This window comes from Nonomuraea sp. NPDC049129 (assembly GCF_040648495.1).
Lineage (GTDB): Bacteria > Actinomycetota > Actinomycetes > Streptosporangiales > Streptosporangiaceae > Nonomuraea.
In genome coordinates, this window is the sequence record NZ_JBEZDU010000045.1 from 19,765 (window position 1) to 38,522 (window position 18,758).

17 protein-coding genes are annotated in these 18,758 nt (G+C 70.8%); 8 read left to right on the forward strand and 9 right to left on the reverse strand.

Annotation, left to right across the window (positions count from 1 at the left end):
• The first annotated feature begins 438 nt into the window (after window positions 1-438).
• Window positions 439-1,089 carry an NADPH-dependent F420 reductase gene (npdG, locus tag AB0B64_RS58005; protein WP_358205006.1) on the forward strand — a complete coding sequence of 217 codons (651 nt, stop codon included), beginning with the start codon at window positions 439-441 and terminating at the stop codon, window positions 1,087-1,089.
• 7 nt (window positions 1,090-1,096) lie between these two features.
• Here npdG and AB0B64_RS58010 read toward each other — a convergent pair whose 3' ends face one another.
• From AB0B64_RS58010 to AB0B64_RS58035, 6 genes are all read right to left on the reverse strand, one after another.
• Window positions 1,097-1,705, reverse strand: a complete 609-nt coding sequence (locus tag AB0B64_RS58010; protein ID WP_358205012.1) for a response regulator transcription factor — start codon at window positions 1,703-1,705, stop codon at window positions 1,097-1,099.
• A complete protein-coding gene (locus AB0B64_RS58015; protein WP_358205016.1) occupies window positions 1,702-2,790 on the reverse strand; it encodes a histidine kinase in 1,089 nt (362 codons plus the stop codon). Before AB0B64_RS58015 ends, AB0B64_RS58010 begins: the two co-directional genes overlap by 4 nt.
• Window positions 2,791-2,801: 11 nt before the next feature.
• Window positions 2,802-3,527, reverse strand: coding sequence for an ABC transporter permease (locus AB0B64_RS58020; protein ID WP_357944654.1), 726 nt, complete (start codon window positions 3,525-3,527; stop codon window positions 2,802-2,804).
• Window positions 3,524-4,411 (reverse strand): ABC transporter ATP-binding protein, encoded by an 888-nt coding sequence (locus AB0B64_RS58025; RefSeq protein WP_358205024.1) that lies wholly within the window; start codon window positions 4,409-4,411, stop codon window positions 3,524-3,526. The genes AB0B64_RS58020 and AB0B64_RS58025 overlap by 4 nt, the downstream gene beginning before the upstream one ends.
• Window positions 4,412-4,456: 45 nt before the next feature.
• On the reverse strand, window positions 4,457-5,143 hold the full coding sequence (locus AB0B64_RS58030) for an alpha/beta hydrolase (protein WP_357944659.1): 687 nt from the start codon (window positions 5,141-5,143) through the stop codon (window positions 4,457-4,459).
• A gap of 102 nt (window positions 5,144-5,245) precedes the next feature.
• Window positions 5,246-6,679 (reverse strand): PLP-dependent aminotransferase family protein, encoded by a 1,434-nt coding sequence (locus AB0B64_RS58035; RefSeq protein WP_358205032.1) that lies wholly within the window; start codon window positions 6,677-6,679, stop codon window positions 5,246-5,248.
• Window positions 6,680-6,738: 59 nt separating this feature from the next.
• Between AB0B64_RS58035 and AB0B64_RS58040 the strand changes: the two genes are divergently transcribed.
• Window positions 6,739-7,911, forward strand: a complete 1,173-nt coding sequence (locus AB0B64_RS58040; protein ID WP_357944665.1) for an aminotransferase class I/II-fold pyridoxal phosphate-dependent enzyme — start codon at window positions 6,739-6,741, stop codon at window positions 7,909-7,911.
• 53 nt (window positions 7,912-7,964) lie between these two features.
• Window positions 7,965-8,885, forward strand: a complete 921-nt coding sequence (locus tag AB0B64_RS58045) for a serine/threonine dehydratase (protein WP_358205046.1) — start codon at window positions 7,965-7,967, stop codon at window positions 8,883-8,885.
• Window positions 8,886-8,945: 60 nt separating this feature from the next.
• Here the strand turns inward: AB0B64_RS58045 and AB0B64_RS58050 are convergent, their stop codons facing one another.
• The 3 genes from AB0B64_RS58050 to panB all read right to left on the reverse strand — a co-directional run bounded on the left by AB0B64_RS58050 (window position 8,946) and on the right by panB (window position 12,432).
• Complete coding sequence (locus tag AB0B64_RS58050) at window positions 8,946-10,187, reverse strand: S8 family peptidase (RefSeq protein WP_358205051.1); 1,242 nt, start codon at window positions 10,185-10,187, stop codon at window positions 8,946-8,948.
• A 111-nt stretch (window positions 10,188-10,298) separates the two neighbouring features.
• Window positions 10,299-11,486 carry an AAA family ATPase gene (locus AB0B64_RS58055; RefSeq protein ID WP_358205060.1) on the reverse strand — a complete coding sequence of 396 codons (1,188 nt, stop codon included), beginning with the start codon at window positions 11,484-11,486 and terminating at the stop codon, window positions 10,299-10,301.
• Between the two features lie 97 nt (window positions 11,487-11,583).
• A complete protein-coding gene (gene panB, locus AB0B64_RS58060) occupies window positions 11,584-12,432 on the reverse strand; it encodes a 3-methyl-2-oxobutanoate hydroxymethyltransferase (protein ID WP_358205066.1) in 849 nt (282 codons plus the stop codon).
• Between the two features lie 147 nt (window positions 12,433-12,579).
• On the opposite strand from panB, the gene AB0B64_RS58065 reads away from it, so the two are divergent.
• From AB0B64_RS58065 to AB0B64_RS58085, 5 genes are all read left to right on the forward strand, one after another.
• Entirely contained in the window at window positions 12,580-13,806 is a 1,227-nt protein-coding gene (locus tag AB0B64_RS58065) for an MFS transporter (protein ID WP_357944676.1), read from the forward strand.
• Between the two features lie 91 nt (window positions 13,807-13,897).
• Window positions 13,898-15,454 (forward strand): MFS transporter, encoded by a 1,557-nt coding sequence (locus tag AB0B64_RS58070; protein WP_357944678.1) that lies wholly within the window; start codon window positions 13,898-13,900, stop codon window positions 15,452-15,454.
• A gap of 7 nt (window positions 15,455-15,461) precedes the next feature.
• A complete protein-coding gene (locus AB0B64_RS58075) occupies window positions 15,462-16,070 on the forward strand; it encodes a TetR/AcrR family transcriptional regulator (protein ID WP_357944681.1) in 609 nt (202 codons plus the stop codon).
• A 101-nt stretch (window positions 16,071-16,171) separates the two neighbouring features.
• A complete protein-coding gene (locus AB0B64_RS58080) occupies window positions 16,172-18,301 on the forward strand; it encodes a right-handed parallel beta-helix repeat-containing protein (RefSeq protein ID WP_358205077.1) in 2,130 nt (709 codons plus the stop codon).
• A 20-nt stretch (window positions 18,302-18,321) separates the two neighbouring features.
• Window positions 18,322-18,723 carry a hypothetical protein gene (locus AB0B64_RS58085; protein WP_357944687.1) on the forward strand — a complete coding sequence of 134 codons (402 nt, stop codon included), beginning with the start codon at window positions 18,322-18,324 and terminating at the stop codon, window positions 18,721-18,723.
• Window positions 18,724-18,758: the final 35 nt, after the last annotated feature.

Genomic DNA, 18,758 nt, shown 5'->3' on the forward strand with positions numbered 1-18,758 from the left:
CCGCTGCGTGGACTGCGCCGCGGGCGGGATGAATCGCGCCCGTGAGCAGGTCCGATCAGATGCCAGATCTAATGATCGAAACTAACCGGCCGGACAACGTGGGGAAAGCGGTCGTTGAAGAACGGGACAACCTAGTAGGCCCTGGCCACGTGCGAGTCCTTAGGTCGCTGTGGGCTTGTTTCTTCTTCGCTGAGGAGACCGGGACAGCTGGACTGGTCGCCTATTACGGAATCGCTGCGCCCTCAGCTCTCCATGCGCCACCGTTGCCTAATGATGATCATCCAGACGGTCAAGGGCCGGGGTCGAAGGGGCCGGCAGGTCCCTGGGAAGAACAGCCCCGAAATCACCACGCGCGAAGCGCGCCCTCATGAGGGACCATGCCTTGCGCCCTTGGGGCCCGGCGTGCTCGGAGGTGATGCGGGCTGATAGGAATGCGGAATGACTGTGAACGGCATTTCGATCGGGATTCTGGGCGGGACCGGAGACCAGGGGAAGGGGCTGGCGCGGCGGTTCGCGCTGGCCGGGCACCCCGTGCTGATCGGGTCGCGGAACGCGGAGCGAGCCCAGGAGGCGGCCGAGTCCATCGGCTCCGGCGCCCGGGGGGCCGAGAACGCGGTGGTCGCCACCGAGGCCGACCTGGTGATCGTGGCGGTGCCCTACGACGGGCACAAGGCGCTGCTGGAGTCGCTGCGCACCGAGCTGGCCGGGAAGATCGTGGTCGACTGCGTCAATCCGCTGGGCTTCGACAAGCAGGGCGCCTACGCGCTGCCCGTCGAGGAGGGGAGCGCCGCCCAGCAGGCCGCCGCGGTGCTGCCGGACAGCCGCGTGGTGGCGGCCTTCCACCACGTGTCGGCGGTGGTGCTGATGGATCCGGCCGTGGAGAAGGTCGATCTGGACGTGCTGGTGCTCGGTGACGACCGCGAGGCGACCGACACGGTGCAGGCGCTCGCGTCGGTCATTCCGGGCGTGCGGGGCATCTACGGCGGGCGGCTTCGCAACGCCTTCCAGGTCGAGGCCATGACGGCGAACCTGATCTCCATCAACCGCCGCTACAAGGCCCACGCCGGAGTACGCGTCACCGACGTGTGACGACCTTCTAAGGGAGCCAGCCGGCGTCCTCCGCGATGCGGATGGCGTCGATCTTGTTGCGGGCGCCCGTCTTCGTGATCGCTCCCGTGAGGTGGTTGCGCACCGTCCCCGCCGACAGGTGGAGGCGGGCGGCGATCTCCTCCGCCGACGCGCCACGGGCGGCCTCCCGCAGCACGGTGGTCTCCCGTGGGGTGAGGGGGCTCTCGCCGTACTCCATCGCCGATGCCACCAGCTCGGCGTCGAGTACGCGGAGCCCGGCGGCGGTGCGCCTGATGGCGTCGGCCAGGCGGTGGCCGGGGGCGTCCTTGACCAGGAACGCCTCGATGCCCGCCCCGAGCGCGCGGCGCACCTGGCCGGGCTGGCCCATCGCGGTGAGCACCAGGATGCGGCACGACGGCAGCCGTTCGCGGAGCTCGGCGGCGGCGGTGATGCCGTCGATCACCGGCAGGTCGATGTCCACGATCGCCACGTCGGGCCGGGTCTTCAGGGCGGCGGGTACGATCTCGTCGCCCCGGGTCACCTCCGCCGCCACCTCGATATCCGGCTCCAGGCGGAGCAGGGCTGTGAGGGCGGCTCTGATCATGTGCATGTCCTCGGCCAGCAGTACCCGGATCACGCGGGTACCTCCATGGTCAGGCGGAATCCGCCGGTGCCCGTCGCGGCGGCGCCGGCCGTCCCGCCCGCCTGGGCGGCCCGCTCCGCCAGTCCCGTCAGCCCTCCGCCGGACTCACGGCCATCGGCGTCAGGGGCGCCGTCGTTGACCACTTCGAGCCGCAGCCGGTCCTCCGTCAGGGACGTGCTGATCGTGCAGGTGGTGGCGCGGCTGTGGCGCAGGACGTTGGTGACGGCCTCCCGCACGCCCCACGCCAGCGCCGCCTCCGACCGCTCCGGCAGCGCGGCGTCCACCAGATGCACCTGGCAACCGACCCCCGACGACTCCAGGAGCGCCACCGCCCGATCCACCTCGCTCACCAGTGACAGCTCCCGATATCCCCGCGCCACCTGCCGTACATCCTGCGCCGCCTCCCTCGCCACCTGCACCAGCTCGCCCACCTCGCCGCGCGCCGCGGTGGGGTCGCGGTCCATCAGGCGGGCGGCGAGGTCGCCCTTGAGGGCGATCGCCGTCAGGCTGCGGCCGAGCCCGTCATGCAGGTCACGAGAGATGCGCAGCCGTTCCTTGAGTACGGCGGCCTCGGCGAGCTCCGCCCTGGCGTGTTCGAGGTCGACGGTCATGCGGACGAACCTGACCAGGGCGTAGATCATCGCGCCGGTGGTGGACACAGAGAGACCGTAGAAGAGGGCTAAAACCGGGTTGGCGGACCAGGCGAAGATCGAGCCGCCGTCCCACAGCGTCATCGCGCCGACCAGCGGACCGCTCCAGCGCAGCGGCAGGAAGACCAGCAGGCTCCCGGCCAGCATCGGCGCCGACACGGCCGACCAGCCCGAGGGCAGCAGGTAGTCGGGCACGTACGTGGCGAGCACCTGCAGCACCAGCGTCAGCGGGAAGAGCGGCGGCCGCTCGCCGCGCAGCCCCGCCCGCATGTTCAGGTAATGGGTCACGACGACGCCGATCACGGCCGCGCTCGCCACGAATCCGTTGCGCGGGCCGCTGGCGAAGTAGAGCAGCCCGATGAACGAGTACGCGACAGATACGGCCGTGATCAGGACGCGGGCGAGCCGCTGCGCAGAGGAGGAGTTCATGTCCGGACTTATTATGACCGCCGGGGCTCCCACCGGAACCAGAGCCGGATCGCGACGACGCCGATGACCGCCCACACGGCCAGGTTCAGCGCGGGCAGCGCCACCTCGCCGGTCCTGAGGGCGTGCACGACGGCGGAGGTGGGCAGCAGGTCGAGTACGGATCCCACCCAGGCGGGCAGGGCGTCGCGGATCGGGCCCATCGCGCCGGAGGCGATCCCGGACACCAGGAAGATGGGCATCGTGGTGGCGGCGGCCAGTTCGGCGCGCGGGATCACCACGGTGTAGGCGACGCCGAGTGTGGCCATGACGACCGCGCCCACGACGACCGCCCCGGCGTACACCAGCGGGTTCGCGGGGACCGGCACGTCGGCGAGCAGGCGCACCGCCACGGCGCACAGCGCGGCCACGACCACGGTCTGCGTGGCGGTGCTGGCGATCTGGCCGGAGAGGATCTGCCCGTCGGTCAGCCCGGTGGCGCGCAGCCGCTTGAGCACCAGCTGGTCGCGGCGCGTGGTCAGCGCCACGGCGACGTTCATGAACGCGGTGAGCGACAGCAGGATCGAGGTCATGCCCTGGGAGAGATGGGTGGCGTTGGCCACGCCGTCGGCCGTCACGTGCCGCATGAGCACCGGCAGGCCGACGCTCAGCCCCACGGGCGTGATCACCGAGGCGAACAGCATGGCCCGGTCCTGCCAGAACAACCTGGTGCCGAGCCGGTAGGTCGCTGCGTAGCTCATCGGGCGCTCCTGGACAGGTCGAGGAAGAGGTCTTCGAGGGTGGCCGTGCGGACCTCCAGGCCCGCCAGCCGCAGGCCGCGTTCGGCCGCCCAGCTCAGCAGCGTCTGCGCGGCCAGATCGGGATCGGCCGCCCGGCACACGGCCGTCTCGCCCTCCAGGGTCACCGGGAGCGGCAGGTCGTCCGGTGCCGTCCCCGGGGGCAGCCGGAACGCCACCCGCCCGCTCCGCGCGGCGAGCGTCTCCGCCATCCCGCCGGACGCGACGATCTCGCCCCCGTCCATGATGGCCATCGAGGTGGCCAGTCGCTGCGCCTCGTCCAGGTAGTGAGTGGTCAGCAGGACCGTGGTGCCCTGCCCGGCCAGGTCACGGATGACCTCCCAGGTGTTCCGGCGCGCCTCGGGATCCATGCCGGTGGTCGGCTCGTCCAGGAACAGGACCTCGGGCCGGCCCAGCAGAGCCAGCGCCAGGTCGAGCCGCCGCTTCTCGCCGCCGGAGAGCTGGCGCACCCGGGTGCCCGCCTTCGGCAGCAGGCCCGCCAGCTCCAGCGCCTCCTCGCGGGGCCTCGGCGCGACGGTGAGGTCACGCCAGATGTCGACGGTCTGGGCGACGGTCAGATCCGGGAAGAACCCGGCGTCCTGCAGCATGATGCCGGTGCGCCGCCTGACGGCCGCCCGGTCCCGTGCGGGGTCGAGGCCGAGCACCCGGCAGGCGCCCGCATCCGGCTGCTGGAACCCGGCCAGCAGCTCGATCACCGTGGTCTTGCCCGCGCCGTTGCGGCCCAGGAGGGCGAAGATCTCCCCCTCGGCGACCTCGAACGAGATGCCTTTGACCGCCGCGAAGTCCCCGTAGCGCTTCCTGACCTCTTCCACATGAATCGCTGTCATATGTACGACTATTTCGGGAGGTGCGGGTCGGCGCCCGTGAAGAATTCACGACTTCCGTGAGAGCTTGAGCAGCGCGTCGGTCACCCCCTCGGGATCGACGACCTGCTGCAGGTGCTCGCCGGGCGTCCGCAGCACGGGCCAGCCCCGCCCGTGCGCCTCCTCGGCCACCTTGTCGTAGGGCGGGCCGTACCAGAGGCAGGCGCACCTGACCGCGTCCCACCCGGCGGGGACGGGAATGGGCTCGGTGTAGTAACCGAGCGGCAGGCGCGGCTGCTCCTCGACCACCGTGGCGCGGACGCGCGGATCGGGCAGCATGGCGGCCACGTCGTCGTCGCTCCACCAGTCGGTCCAGCGCGGCAGCACGCCGTCGTCGTCGGCCAGATCACGCAGGAACGGCAGGAACGCCTCCTGCGCCGCCCGCACCAGCCCGTCACGGGGCGGGATGTGCGCGTCGGCGAACACGCACGACACCACCCGCTCGCCCAGCCCCTCCTTGATCACCGGCAGGAAGAGCCCGGCGTTGCTGTGCGGGACCAGCACGAGCGGCGTCTCGGGCGCGGCCGCGCGCACCGCCTCCACCACCTTCGGCCAGTACGGCGAGCCGCTCCGCGCCACCCCGGTCAGGTCGGGCACCACGGCGGCATAACCCCTGCGCCCCAGGGCCTCGGCCACCGGCGTCCAGGTCGAAGGCCCCACTGACGGGCTGTGCACGAGCACGAACGTCACGTTCATGCTTCTACTTTCCCGCACGCGATGATCCGGCCACGCCGATGTCAGCTGTCGGCGGACTCGGCGGAGAGCGGATCAGACGATGGCGAATTAGACGATGGCGAATCAGACGATCAGGGTGTGGCGGGCGGCGGGCTCGTGGGCGCCGTCGTAGGAGCGCCAGGCCCGCGCCAGGCCGGCGACCGCCCGCGACAGCTCCTCCTCGGGGAACAGGAAGTGCAGCCGCGTGTACTCGGCGTGCCCGCCGAGCGGGTCGAACGAGCGCCCCGGCGGCACCGCCACCCCGTGCCTGAGCGCCACCTGCGCGAACGAGTCGGCCTCGCCGCGCGGCAGCCGTACCCAGATCGTCTGGCCGCCGCACGCGGGCTCGAACTCCCACGAGGGCAGGTGTTCGCGCAGCTCGGCGCAGAGGTGGTCGTGGCGCGCCCGCAGCGTCCGTACGCGCGCTCGCCTGATCTCCGCCAGCCGTCCCAGCAGCGTGGCGCCGGCGAGCTGGCCGAGGATCTCGCCCCCCAGATCGTGTACGGCCCGCAGCCGGGCCAGCCGCGAGACCAGCGGCGCGGACGCCCGGATCCAGCCCACCCGCAGCCCGCCCCACACCAGCTTGCTCAGCGAGGCGATCGTGATCACCTGCTCGCCGGTCCCGTACGCGGCCAGCGGCGGCGGGATCTCGCCGGAGAAGCAGAGCTCCGCGCAGACCTCGTCGTCGATCACCGGCACGTCGTACTCGGCGGCGAGGGCGGCCAGGCGCCTCCGGTCAGCCGATTCCATGATCGAACCGGCCGGGTTGCTGGCGGTCGGCACGGCGTACACCAGGGCGGGCCGTTCGCGCATCGCCTCGGCGGGGACCGGGTCCAGGGTCACGGGGCGGACGGCCGCGGCGGCGTGCCTGAACACCTCCAGCGCGCCCGGGTACGTCGGCGACCCCGTCAGCACAGTGTCGCCCGGCGCGACCAGCAGGCCCGACAGCAGCGTCAGCGCCTGCTGCGCGCCGTTCGTGACCAGGATCTCCCCGGCGGTGGTGGGCACGCCGCGTTCGCGGTAATAGGCGGCGACGGCCTCGCGCAGGGCGGGGTTCCCGGCGGGCTGGTAACCCAGGTCGCGCATACCGGCGAGGCGGCCGGCCGCCTCCTGGTAGGCCTCGATCAGCTCGGGCGGGGGGTCGTCGGGGGCGGCGCAGGTCAGCAGCTGTACGCCGTCCGGGGGATGGAGGATGTGCAGGAGCAGCGGGTTGGCGACGACGCTGTCCGTGGCGCGGGTGGAGGGCAGGTCGCAGGCCGCGACGCGGGTGCCGCTGCCCTGGCGGCGCACCACGCGGCCCTCCTGCTGGAGCAGGTCGTAGGCGGCCACGACGGTGCCCCGGCCGACCGCCAGCCGCCTGGCCAGCGCCCGGTCGGGCGGCAGCTGCTCGCCGGGCGGCAGTACGCCGTCGTCGATGAGCGCCCGCAGGCGGCCGGTGAGCAGCAGGTAGAGGGGCCCGCGCCCGGACGCCCAGCGGCCCAGCAGGTCGACGAGGTCATCGAGATTGGCCCCATTCATGGACCAATTCTCTATCATTGGATCTGACAAAGAGCCACATCTTGGGACATTCTCGCTGTATGAGCGAACTGCACCCCGAGACCCGAGCCGTGCATCTGCCCCAGCCACCCATCGAGGGCAGCCGTCCGATCACGATGCCCATCTACCAGACCTCCGGCTTCGTCTTCGACGACCCGGCGATCATGGCCGACGCGATGGGCCGCCCCGACGGCCCGTTCGTGTATGGGCGCTACAGCAATCCCACCGTCCGAGCCCTGGAACTGGCCGTCTCCGGCCTGGAGGGCGGAGTCGCCGCCATGGCCACCGGCTCCGGCATGGGCGCGATCAACACCGTGCTGCTGGGCCTGCTCAAGCCGGGCGACCACCTGATCGCCCAGAAGGCCCTGTACGGCGGGACGGCCGGGATGATCAACGACCTGGTCGCCAGGTTCGGCGTCGAGGTCACTTACGTGCCCGAGGACGACCCCGCCGCCCTGCGCGCCGCCGTGCGCCCCGAGACCAGGCTCGTCTACCTGGAGACCATCGCCAACCCGATCGCCCAGGTCGCCGACCTGCCCGGGATGTTCGCCGTCGCGCGGGAGCTCGGCATCGTGTCCGTCGTGGACAACACCTTCGCCACGCCCATGCTGTGCCGTCCCATCGAACACGGCGCCGACATCGTCGTCCACTCCACGACCAAGTACCTGTCCGGGCACACGGACGTGGTGGGCGGCATCGCGGTGTTCGCCGACGAGGAGCTGTACGAGAAGGTGTGGCGCTTCGCGACGAAGCTGGGTGCCTCGGCGGACCCGTTCGCGGCGTGGCTGACGCTGCGCGGGATCCAGACGCTGGCGCTGCGCATGGAACGCCACTGCGCCAACACCCGCCTGCTCGCCACCCGGCTCGCCGAGCATCCGGCGGTCGCCGCCGTGCACTGGCCGGGACTGCCGTCGCACCCGTCGTACGAGCTGGCGGCCAAGCTCCTGCCCGACTTCGGCGGCGTGTTCTCCTTCGACCTCGTCGGCGGCCGGGCCGCCGGGGAGAAGTTCATGAGCTCGATCAAGCTGGCGCTGCTGGCTCCCTCGCTGGGCGGTGTCGAGACGCTCGTCATGCACCCGGCGACCACGTCGCACCTCGGGCTCAGCGCCGAGGAGCTGGCCAGGCACGGGATCGGCGAGGGCACCGTACGCATCGCCGTGGGCATCGAGCACCCCGAGGATCTGTGGGCGGACATCTCCCAGGCGTTGACATAACGCTTAGGGAATTAGGAAAATGCCTAAATGCTTCGGAGGGAGATCTCGATGAGGTGACGTACGAGGACGTGACGAGCGCGGCCGAGCGGATCGGCGGGCATGTGCTGCGTACACCGGTGCTCGAGATCTCTCCCGGGCTCTTCTTCAAGCTGGAGCAGCTGCAGCATTCGGGATCGTTCAAGGTGCGGGGGGCGTTCAACCGCATCCTGTCGGCCGGCGAGCTGCCGCCGAGCGGGGTGATCGCGGCCAGCGGCGGCAACCACGGCCTCGCCGTCGCCTACGCCGCCAGGGCGCTGGGCGTCCGGGCGGAGATCTTCGTACCGGAGGTGACCAGCCCGGTGAAGGTGGCCGGGCTGCGGCGGCTGGGCGCGGAGATCAACCAGATCGGGGCCATCTACTCGGAGGCCGCGGAGGCGGCGGCCAAGCGGGCGGCGGAGACCGGGGCGCTCTCGGTGCACGCCTACGACCAGGCGGAGGTCGTGGCGGGGCAGGGGACCACGGGTCTGGAGTTGATGGCGCAGACGGGCGGGGTGGACACGGTGGTGGTGGCCGTGGGAGGCGGCGGGTTCGCCGCGGGCATCACGGTCGGTGTCGGTGCCTCTGGTGGCGGGAGCGGGCCGCGGATCGTCGCCGTCGAGCCGGTGCTGTGCCCGACTCTGCACGAGGCGCTCCGGGCGGGCCATCCGGTGCCGGTGCAGGTCAGCGGTGTGGGAGCGGACGCGCTGGGCGCGAGCCAGGTCGGCGGCGTGGCCTACGACGTCCTCTCCCGGGCGAGTGTCCAGAGCGTGCTCGTGTCCGACGACGCGATCGTGGCCGCCCGCCATGCCCTCTGGGAGGAGCACCGGCTGGCCACCGAACACGCGGGAGCGGCCGCGTACGCCGCGCTGCTGTCCGGGGCGTACGTGCCCGCTGACGGCGAGCGGGTCGCGGTCGTGGTGTGCGGCTCGAACACCGACCCCGCCACGCTCGCCTGACGTTCCAGGCGCCCGGCGTGCCGGGCACCTGGAGGGGGAGCGGTCAGTGAAGGGGAGGGGTCAGTACTGTGTCGCGTCGTGTACGTCGAGCAGCGGCTCCTTGACGCCGTCGCCCGAGTCGTCGGTCCAGTTGGAGTTGCCGGTGGAGATCAGCTTGCTCCGCACGGCCAGCGCCCCTGCCCGGTTGGTGGGCTTGCGGGCGCCCGAGGTGAGGATGCCGGCCGCGCCCGCGACGTGCGGACTGGCCATCGAGGTGCCGCTGATCGTGTTGTAGCCGCCGTTCATCCACGTGGAGTAGATGCAGGTACCGGGCGCGGTGATCTCGATCGTGGCGCCGAAGTTCGAGTAGAACGCCGAGGTGTCGTCCTGGTCGGTCTCGCTGCGGCACGACAGCGTGCTGCCGCCGAGGCCGCCCGCCAGCCCGTCGTTGTCGGTCAGCGCCGAGACGGTGACCACGTCGGGGTGGTTGGCCGGGAAGAACGACGAGGCGTTCGCGTGGTTGTTGCCCGCCGCGACGACGACCACGATGCCGGCGTTGGTGGCGTTCGTGATCGCGGTGCTGATGGCGCTGCTCGTGCATCCGTTGCAGCCGAGGCTCAGGTTGATGACCTCGATGGCGGAGGCGCGGGCCACGACCCAGTTGAGCCCGGCGGCGATGGCCGACAGGGTGCCCGAGCCGGCCGCGTTGAGCACCTTCACCGCGTGGATGCGGGCGGCCGGGGCCACGCCGACGGAGCCGATGGTGTTGTCGCGCGCGCCGATGATGCCCGCGACGTGCGAGCCGTGGCCGTTGTCGTCGGTGCCCGTGTTGTTCACGCAGACGCCGGTCACGCAGTTGGTCCGCGCCACCACGTTCAGGTCGGGATGGGTGTAGTCCACCCCGGTGTCCACGACGGCCACGTCCGTGTTGATCTGGACGTCGTCGACGCCGTCGATGTCCAGGTTCGGGTTGGACGGGGCGAAGATCCGCCGGACGCCCGTCGGGACCGTCTGCGCGAACGCCGTGACGACGGCGTCCTTCTCGACGGTGAGCACGTTAGGGGTCTGCCGGAGCTTCTCGGCGGCCTCCGCGGTCAAGGTGGCGGTGTAACCCTTGAAGGCGTCCTCGTAGACGCCGATCAGGTGCCCGCCGTACCTGCTGACCTGGTCCTGGGCGGCGGCCTGCGTGCCGGCGCGGACGTTGGGGTTGAGCTGGACGATGTACGTGCTGGTCTCCGGCGCGGCGGCCGAGGCGGGGAGCGGCGCCGCGGACAGAGCCAGCGCGCCGACGAGCGATGCGAGCATCAGGGTGCGTGGTCGCATGACAGGTGTGAACCCTTCCTGGGGTATTGGACGGGGATCACTGAAAACATGAGTCAGAAGCGCGCTCGCGGCCATACGTGGAAGACACGTATTGCGACTACTTAGTGCGTTTCACGTCGTGCCGACGTTGAGCTGCTTGCGTGAGGTGAGGCCGAGCTTGCGCAGCGCGTTGGCGATGTGCACCTCCACCGTGCGCGGCGACAGGAACAGGCTCTCGGCGATCTCCTTGTTGGTGAGACCGTCGGCGGCTAGCCTGGCCACCTCCTCCTCACGCGGCGACAGCGTGCCCAGAGGTTCGGCCGGGCCGGCGAGCCTGCGCCGGAGCCGCCTGCCGGCCGCCGGGGTGATCGTCTCCGAGACGGCCTGCCTGACCAGCGGCTGGCGCAGGCCGTACCTGCCGGGTGCCCACTCGCGCAGCAGGCCGCACCGTACCGCCTCGGTGAGGCCGCGCTCGCCCTGTTCCGGCGGCACGCCCGCGACGCCCGTCAGCACGTCCTCGCACACCGGATGCTCGACCTGGGAGGCCGCCTGCACGATGTGGCGCGCCGCGCGCGGCAGCGCGGCCAGCTTCACCAGCACGGCGTCGCGCAGCGCGGGCGGCGTGCCCGGCTCCTGGCCGTCGGCCAGCATGCGGGTCAGCTCCTCGATGGCGCGGGGTACGCCGCCGGTGAGCGGCCACAGGTCGGCCGCGCCCGGCAGCAGATGCTTGACCAGGAGCGCGGTCTCGGCGGTGGCGAGCGGGGCGAGCGCGATCTCGGCGTGGTCGATCCGCGGCGGCAGATGCGCGAGCAGCTCGGTCACGGGATGGCTCAGGTCCTCCGTGCGGTACGTGACCACCAGGTTGACCCCGTCGGGCAGGCAGCGGGCCAGGAACGCCAGCAGCTCCCTGGTCCCCGGATCGACCCAGTGCACGTCCTCGACCACCAGCGTGATCGGCCGCAGCGAGCCCAGCAGCGACAGCACCGCCCTGAACAGCCGATGCCGCTCCACCATCGCGTCCTGGATCGGGGGCGGAGCGGGCGGCAGCAGATGGCCGCACTCCGGGAGGAACGGGCGTAACGCCCCGGTGATCGGGTTGAGGTCGCGCAGCGGGCGGACCTCGCGCAACGCCTCCACGACCGGCCCGTACGGGAACCGCATGGGGTGGCAGCTCCCGACGAGCATCGGCTGGCCGGTGAGCTCATGCAGCAGCCGGGTCTTGCCGACCCCCGCCTCGCCCTCGATCAGGAGGACGAGCGGGGGACGGCTCAGGGCGTCGGCCAGCCGGCGGAGTTCGTGCTCTCGTCCCACGAAAGGCATGACGCGCACCCCAACCGGCCGGACTATAAGCTGTCAATAAACTTTTTCCCATTTGTCGGGATGTGTCCAGGGGGATGGCCGTGGCCGGTCACTCGCGTCACTCGTACGAGTGGCCGGGCTCCGGGAAGGCGCCCGAGGTCACGTCGGCCGCGAAGGCGCGTACGGCGCGGTCCATCTCCGTGGCCAGCCCCGAGTACTGCTTGACGAACTTGGCCGGGCGCGGGGTGAGCCCCATGAGGTCCTGCCACACCAGCACCTGCGCGTCCGTGGCCGGTCCCGCGCCGATGCCGATCGTCGGGATGGCGATCGAGGCGGTGACCCGTTCGGCCAGCTCGGTGGGCACGCATTCGAGCACCACGGAGAAGGCGCCCGCCCGTTCGAGGTCCTTGGCGTCCGACATGAGCTCGTCGCCCGACTGCCCGCGCCCCTGGACGCGGTAGCCGCCGAGGACGTTGACCGACTGCGGGGTCAGGCCGAGGTGCCCCATGACCGGGATGCCCGCCGAGACCAGCAGCTCGACCTGCGGCAGGACACGCCGGCCGCCTTCCAGCTTGACCGCGTGCGCGCCGGCCTCCTTCATGAAACGCGCCGCCGTCTCCAGCGCCTGCTGGGCCGAACCCTGGTACGAGCCGAACGGCAGGTCGGCGACCACGAGGGCGCGCGCGGAGCCGCGGACGACGGCGGCCGTCAGCGGCAGCAGGTCGTCGACCGTGACGGGCAGCGTGGAGTCGTAGCCGTAGACGACCATGGCCGCCGAGTCGCCGACCAGCAGGACGGGGATGCCCGCCTGGTCGAACACGCGGGCCGTCATCGCGTCGTAGGAGGTGACCATGGGCCACCTCTCTCCGCGCTCCTTGGCCGCGATGAGGTCCCGGACGGTGACGCGGCGGCCCGTGGCGCCGCCGTAGAGCGTGGTGGAACCGTTCAGCGTGGTGGAAGAGGACATGACAACCCTCCGGTGAAGTCTCGAGGCGCCCCTGTGGCGTACCCGGACCCTTCCGATGATGGCACGGGGCTGACGGCGCACGGCGATAACCAGTGGCGGAATTGTCGGTGCCGCTTGCCACAATGGACCTGGAGGTAAGCAATCAACATGGCTCTCGACCCTTACAAGCGGCTGTTCCGGCTGCCCGGCGTGCGTACGTTACTCCTGGTGGGCCTGATCGCCCGCATCCCCACCACCGCGACGGGCATGGCGTTGACGCTCTATGTCGTCAACGGCCTGGGGCTCGGCTTCGGGCAGGCGGGGCTGGTCACCATGGCCAGCACGGTCGGCATGGCCGTCGGGTCGCCGCTGACGGGCAGGTTCGTCGACAAATACGGGCTGCGGCCGATCCTCACCGTCACCACCGTCGCGCAGGCGGCCTTCTGGGCGGGCGCGTGGGCGCTGCCGTACGCGGGGCTGGTCGTGGCGGCGGCGGTGGCGGGGCTGCTGGGGCAGCCGGTGTTCAGCGTGATCAGGCAGTGCCTGGCGGCCATGGTGCCGGTCGAGCACCGCAGGGCCGGCTTCTCGCTCGACTCGATGCTGGTCGAGCTCGCCTACATGGTCGGCCCGGCGCTGGCCGTGGCCGGGATGACCACCCTCGGCAGCGGGCCGACGCTGGCGGCCATCGCGGTCGGGCTGACCGGCTCGGGCGTGGCGTTGATCGCGCTCAACCCGCCGACCCGGTCGGCCGAGGAGCTGAAGGCGCCCGCGATGAAGGTGCCCCGGCGGCAGTGGCTCACACCTGCCTTCGTCGCGCTGCTGGGCACGGTGGCCGCGGCCACGTTCGTGCTCACCGCGACGGAGCTCGCCCTGGTCGGCACCATGGAGCACGCCGGTCAGACCCCGTGGATCGGGCTCGCGGTCGCGATCTGGTGCCTTTACTCACTCACGGGCGGCTTCGTGTACGGTGGGCTGTCGCGCGGCGTCTCGCCCTTGGCCCTCATCGCGGGCATGGGCCTGCTGACCGTTCTGGCCTCGCTGGCCGGTGGCGACTGGTGGTGGCTCATGCTGGCCCTGCTGCCCGCCGGTGTGCTCTGCGCCCCCTCGCTGTCCTCCACGGTCGACACCGTCAGCCGCTGGGTGCCCGCGGGCGCCAGGGGAGAGGCGATGGGCTTCCACGGCACCGCCCTGCTGATCGGCGGCGCGCTCTCCGCGCCGGTCGCCGGGGCGATCATCGACGCGCACGGTCCTGCCTGGGCGTTCGTGGTGGCCGGGCTCACCGGGGTGGCGATGGTGCTGGTCGCGCTGCCGTTCTGGCGGCGGCGGCCCCAGCCGGTCGAGGCGCCGCCGACCGTGGTCACGGAGCCGGCCGAGCCAGTCGTCGCCACAAGTTAACCCTTACGAAACGAGTCCGTTGCGTATCGGAATATCCTTGCGATACGGTAGCGTTGCGAAACTCAAGCGTATCGAAATTAAGGTGCTTTCCATGGATGCGAACACAGGACATCCACGCCGCTGGCCCATCCTCGGCGTGCTGGTGTTCAGCCTGCTGGCGGTCGTGCTCGACAACACGATCCTCAACGTGGCGATGAAGACCATCGCGGACCCCAACGTCGGTCTGGGCGCGACCCAGAGCGAGCTGGAGTGGGCGATCAACTCCTACACGCTGGTGTTCGCCGGATTGCTGTTCACCTTCGGGGTGATCGGTGACCGCACCGGACGCAAGCGGATGCTGTTCATCGGCATGTTGATGTTCGGCCTGGCCTCGCTGGCCAGTGCCTACGCACAAGATCCGATGCAGCTGATCCTGGCCCGGGCGGCGATGGGCATCGGCGGCGCGGCCATCATGCCCGCGACCCTGGCCATCATCTCCAACGTCTTCCCGCCGAGCGAGCGCGGCAAGGCCATCGGCGTCTGGGCCGGTGGCGTCGGCTTGGCGGTGGCGATCGGCCCGATCACCGGCGGCGTGCTCATCGAGCACTTCTGGTGGGGCTCGGTCTTCCTGGTCAACGTGCCGATTGTGATCATCAGCATGATCCTCATCGGCACGATCGTGCCGGAGTCGCGTGACCCCAAGCCGTCGAAGCTCGACCCGATCGGCGTGGTGCTGTCCATCATCGGCCTGGTCGCCATCGTCTACGGCATCATCCGCGGCGGCGAGTTGGCCACCGTGGCCTCCGCCGAGGTGCTCACCCCGACGCTGATCGGTGTGGCGGTGCTGGCGGCGTTCGTCTGGTGGGAGCGGCGTACCGACCACCCCGCCTTCGACGTGCGCAACTTCGGCAACGTCCGGTTCTCCTCCGCCATCGGCATGATGGGCATCGTCTTCTTCGCGATGATGGGCGGGATGTTCTTCCTGACCTTCTACATGCAGATCGTGCTGGGCTTCACCCCGGTGCAGGCGGGCGCGCTGATGATCCCGTTCGCCGCGGCGCAGCTCATCTTCGCGCCGCTCAGCCAGCGGGTTAACCAGCGCTTCGGAGCCAAGCTCTCCTCCGTGGTCAGCATGCTGGTGGTCACCGCGGCGCTCACCAGCTACGCGTTCCTCGACCAGAGCACGCCGATCGTGATCATCGAGATCATCTTCTTCGTGCAGGGCGCCGCGATGGCCAACATCATGCCCCCGGCGACCACCGCCATCATGGAGGCGCTGCCCAGGGAGAAGGCCGGTGTCGGCTCGGCCATGAGCAACACCGTCCGCCAGATCTCCGGCGCGCTCGGCGTGGCCGTGCTCGGCTCGGTGCTGTCCTCCAGCTACCGGGGCGAGATCGCGCCCGCCCTGTCCGGCCTCGGCCTCCCGGCCGACGCCCAGCACGCCGCCGGTGAGTCGATCATGGCGACGGTCGGCGCCGCGCACGCCCTCGGCCAGCACGGGCAGGCGCTCATCCAGCCCGCCTTCAACGCCTTCCTCCACGGGATGCACACCACGGCCCTGGTCTCCGCGGTCATCGCGCTGCTGGGCGTGCTGGTGGTGCTGAAGTGGATGCCGGGCAAGGCGCGCCCGGTCCAGCAGGTGGAAAAGAAAGAACCAGCGGTAGTGTGAGGCCGCGATGACGATCCAGGAATCCACGACGGCCCGTCCGGCGGGCCGTCCGCGCAGCGAAAAGGCCGAGAAGGCGATCATCGAGGCGACCCTCGATCTGATCGCCGAGGGCATGGGCGTGTCGGAGCTGACCATCGAGGCGATCGCGTCGAGGGCGGGCGTCGGCAAGACGACCATCTACCGGCGCTGGTCCAACAAGGAAGACCTGGTGGTCGACGCGCTCGCCACGCTCAGGGCACCGCTGCCGCCGCTACTCCAAGAGTCGGTGCGCGATGACCTGATCGTCCTGCTGGAACTGATCCGCAAGGAAGCGGGCGAGTCCCGGGGCCGGTGCGTGATGAACATCGCGATGAGCGAGGCGGATCGCTACCCGCGGCTGATGGAGCGCTTCATGAAGCGCGCCATCGAGCCGCGCAAGCGGGCCATGCGCGGCACGCTGGAGCGTGGCGTCGCCTCGGGTGAGCTGAGGCCGGACCTCGACATCGACCTCGCCATGGCCATGCTGTCCGGGACCATGATGCACCACACCAAGTGGGCGCCCGCCGGCGACCTGCCCGCCGACCTGCCCGAGCGGATCGTCGACGCGGTCATAGCGGGGATCGGTCCCCAGAGCTGAGATCAGCTCTCAGGATTGAGGTTCGGACGGCCGGGAGATTCTCCCGGCCGTTTTGATCTTGGCTCTAGGCAGAACATGAGTCCTGTTCTAGCCTCGCGGCCATGCCCCCCATGCGCAGGTTCGCCACCGTCGCCACCGTCGTCGCCCTGAGCTCGTCCCTGCTGCTCATGCTCGCCGCCCCGGCGCTGGCCCACGAAGAGCGCCCGGTCACGCTGCCCGACGGTTCGGGCACCTTACCCGTCTTACGACCCGGCTTACGCGGGGCGGAGCCCGATCTGCTGGTCTGTAAAACAGACGCGGACGACTTCGCCCGAAGAATCGCGACCTTCCCGGAACCCATCAAACAACGCAACCTCCACCTTTTCGCGAAATGTCGGGAAAAGGGGGTGAGGGATCTGCAGGAGGCCGTCGACAAGGTCGACCGGCCGGGCATGACCATCGCCGTACTCCCCGGCCTGTACCAGGAAGAACCCAGCCAGGCCGCCCCGACCGGCGACTGCGCCCACCTCCCGGCCCGCTGGTCCACCTGGGGCTACCAGATCCTCTCCTTCGAACAGCAGCAGCGCTGCCCGCACAACCAGAACCTCGTCGCCATCCTCGGCAAGAAGGACCTCCAGATCGAGGGCACCGGCGCGTCCCCCCTCGACGTGATCGTCGACGCCCAGTACCGCAAGCTGAACGCCATCCGCGCCGACCGTACCGACGGCGTCTACTTCAGGAACCTCACCGCCCAGCGCACGACGTTCAACTCCCTGTACATCCTGGAGACCGACGGCTTCGTCATCGACCAGGTGCTCACCCGCTGGAACGACGAGTACGGCTTCCTGACCTTCGCCAGCGACCACGGCCTCTACACCGACTGCGAGGCGTACGGCAACGGCGACGGCGGCCTCTACCCCGGCAGCGCCTCCAACATCAACAACGGCCGCGGCCACGAGGTCCCGCGCTACGCCATCGAGATTCGCCGCTGCAAGAGCCACGACAACGCGCTCGGCTACTCGGGCACTGCGGGCGACTCCATGTGGGTCCACGACAACGAGTTCTACGACAACATGGTCGGCGCCACGATGGACAGCCTCTGGCCCAGCCACCCCGGCCTGCCGCAGAACCACGCCAAGTTCGAGAACAACAAGATCCACGACAACAACAAGGACTACTACGAGTACACGCGCAACGGCACCTGCGCCAAGCCGCCCGCCCAGCGCGGCTACGAGCAGGGCGTGGTCTGCTCGCAGACGGGCGCCCCGCCGGGCACCGGCGTGCTGGTCGCGGGCGGCAACTACAACGTCTTCAAGAACAACCAGATCTGGGGCCACAACCGCGCGGCCTTCGGGCTCTTCGGCGTCCCCGCGTTCATCAGGGGCGAGAACGACCTCGCCAAGCAGGCCGACACCTCCAACTTCAACCGCTACGAGGGCAACGTCTTCGGCGTGAGCCCCACCGGCGAGCGGCGCCCCAACGCTCTGGACGTCTGGTGGGACGGCCAGGGGACCGGCAACTGCTGGCAGGCCGACGTGGGCCGGGCCTCGCCCGCGGTGCTGCCGGTCTGCGCGGCCGAGGCGCCCGCGTTGTCCGGTGGCTCCAGCCGCTGGCTGGCCGAGCCGGTGAAGCTCATCAAGCTCTACCTGTGCGCCGACTTCAGCGCCGCGCAGGCGCGGCTGCCCGCAGGCTGCGACTGGTTCGGCGCCGCGGGCCTCGGCAAGGTGGAGGCCCAGCTCGCGTTGGGCGGCTCGGCCGTGCTCGCGCTGCTCGCGGCCCTGTTCTGGCGACGGACCGGCCAGGCCGTACGGCGGCGCAAGGGCGATCCGGCGGCCAACGGGGTGCCCCCGGCGATGGCCGCGCGCAGCGAGTACCGGCACCGGCTGGTCGTGGCCGGGAGCCTGTGCGGGTTCCTGGGTCTGGCGTTCGACGTGGTGGCCGCCGCCACGGGCGGCACGCTGGTGGCGGCGCTCGCGCTGCTGCTCATGGCGGGCTGGTGGCTCTGCCTGGGCACGGCGCTGCGGCGGGGGCGGCCGGTGTTCGGCTGGTTCACGATCGTGCTGGGGGTGCTGGCGGCTTTGGACGCGTTCGACCGGGTGGTCTATCTGATCCCGGTGATTCCGCTGGGGCCTGGCTGGGTTCGCGGGCTGCTCACCGGGTTCTGGGTGCTCTGCGCGGTGGTCGTCCTGGCGCCCAGGCGGCGCGGCGGTACGGCGGAGACGGCGTCGGCCGAGGCCGGGGTGCCGGCGTGAGTGCTCGGGTGAGTGCTCACGTGAGGAGAGCCGTCGTCGCCCTGGTGTGTGCCCCGGTGTGTGCGTTGGCGTGTGGGCTGGTGACGGGGTGCGGGCCGCTGTCGCAGACCCACCACAATCCCGGCAACAGCCACGAGGTCTCCACGGGACAGCCCAGCGCGCGGCCGAACACGGCGATCACCATCGCCGGGGGCAAGGTGAGTCCGCCGTCGGGGTGGCTGGAGGTGGCCAAGGGGCAGCCGGTCAGCATCACGGTGACCAGCGACGTCGCGGACGAGGTGCACGTGCACGGCTACGACCTCAAGGCCGAGCTGCGCCCCGGCGAGCCGGTGACGCTGCGGTTCACCGCGGACCTGACCGGCGTGTTCCAGGTGGAGACACACCGGAGCAAGCTCGTACTCACCCAGGTGGCGGTTCGATGACGGGCGCGGTCGAGATGGCGGGCGCCCAAGTAGCG

Bases quoted from the DNA above. Each gene is read 5' to 3' on its own strand.
- AB0B64_RS58055 (WP_358205060.1), bottom strand. From the start codon at position 11,486: ATGCCTTTCGTGGGACGAGAGCACGAACTCCGCCGGCTGGCCGACGCC.
- npdG (WP_358205006.1), top strand. From the start codon at position 439: ATGACTGTGAACGGCATTTCGATCGGGATTCTGGGCGGGACCGGAGAC.
- AB0B64_RS58080 (WP_358205077.1), top strand. From the start codon at position 16,172: ATGCCCCCCATGCGCAGGTTCGCCACCGTCGCCACCGTCGTCGCCCTG.
- AB0B64_RS58040 (WP_357944665.1), top strand. From the start codon at position 6,739: ATGAGCGAACTGCACCCCGAGACCCGAGCCGTGCATCTGCCCCAGCCA.
- panB (WP_358205066.1), bottom strand. From the start codon at position 12,432: ATGTCCTCTTCCACCACGCTGAACGGTTCCACCACGCTCTACGGCGGC.
- AB0B64_RS58075 (WP_357944681.1), top strand. From the start codon at position 15,462: ATGACGATCCAGGAATCCACGACGGCCCGTCCGGCGGGCCGTCCGCGC.
- AB0B64_RS58065 (WP_357944676.1), top strand. From the start codon at position 12,580: ATGGCTCTCGACCCTTACAAGCGGCTGTTCCGGCTGCCCGGCGTGCGT.
- AB0B64_RS58015 (WP_358205016.1), bottom strand. From the start codon at position 2,790: ATGAACTCCTCCTCTGCGCAGCGGCTCGCCCGCGTCCTGATCACGGCC.
- AB0B64_RS58030 (WP_357944659.1), bottom strand. From the start codon at position 5,143: ATGAACGTGACGTTCGTGCTCGTGCACAGCCCGTCAGTGGGGCCTTCG.
- AB0B64_RS58020 (WP_357944654.1), bottom strand. From the start codon at position 3,527: ATGAGCTACGCAGCGACCTACCGGCTCGGCACCAGGTTGTTCTGGCAG.
- AB0B64_RS58050 (WP_358205051.1), bottom strand. From the start codon at position 10,187: ATGCGACCACGCACCCTGATGCTCGCATCGCTCGTCGGCGCGCTGGCT.
- AB0B64_RS58070 (WP_357944678.1), top strand. From the start codon at position 13,898: ATGGATGCGAACACAGGACATCCACGCCGCTGGCCCATCCTCGGCGTG.
- AB0B64_RS58025 (WP_358205024.1), bottom strand. From the start codon at position 4,411: ATGACAGCGATTCATGTGGAAGAGGTCAGGAAGCGCTACGGGGACTTC.
- AB0B64_RS58035 (WP_358205032.1), bottom strand. From the start codon at position 6,679: ATGAATGGGGCCAATCTCGATGACCTCGTCGACCTGCTGGGCCGCTGG.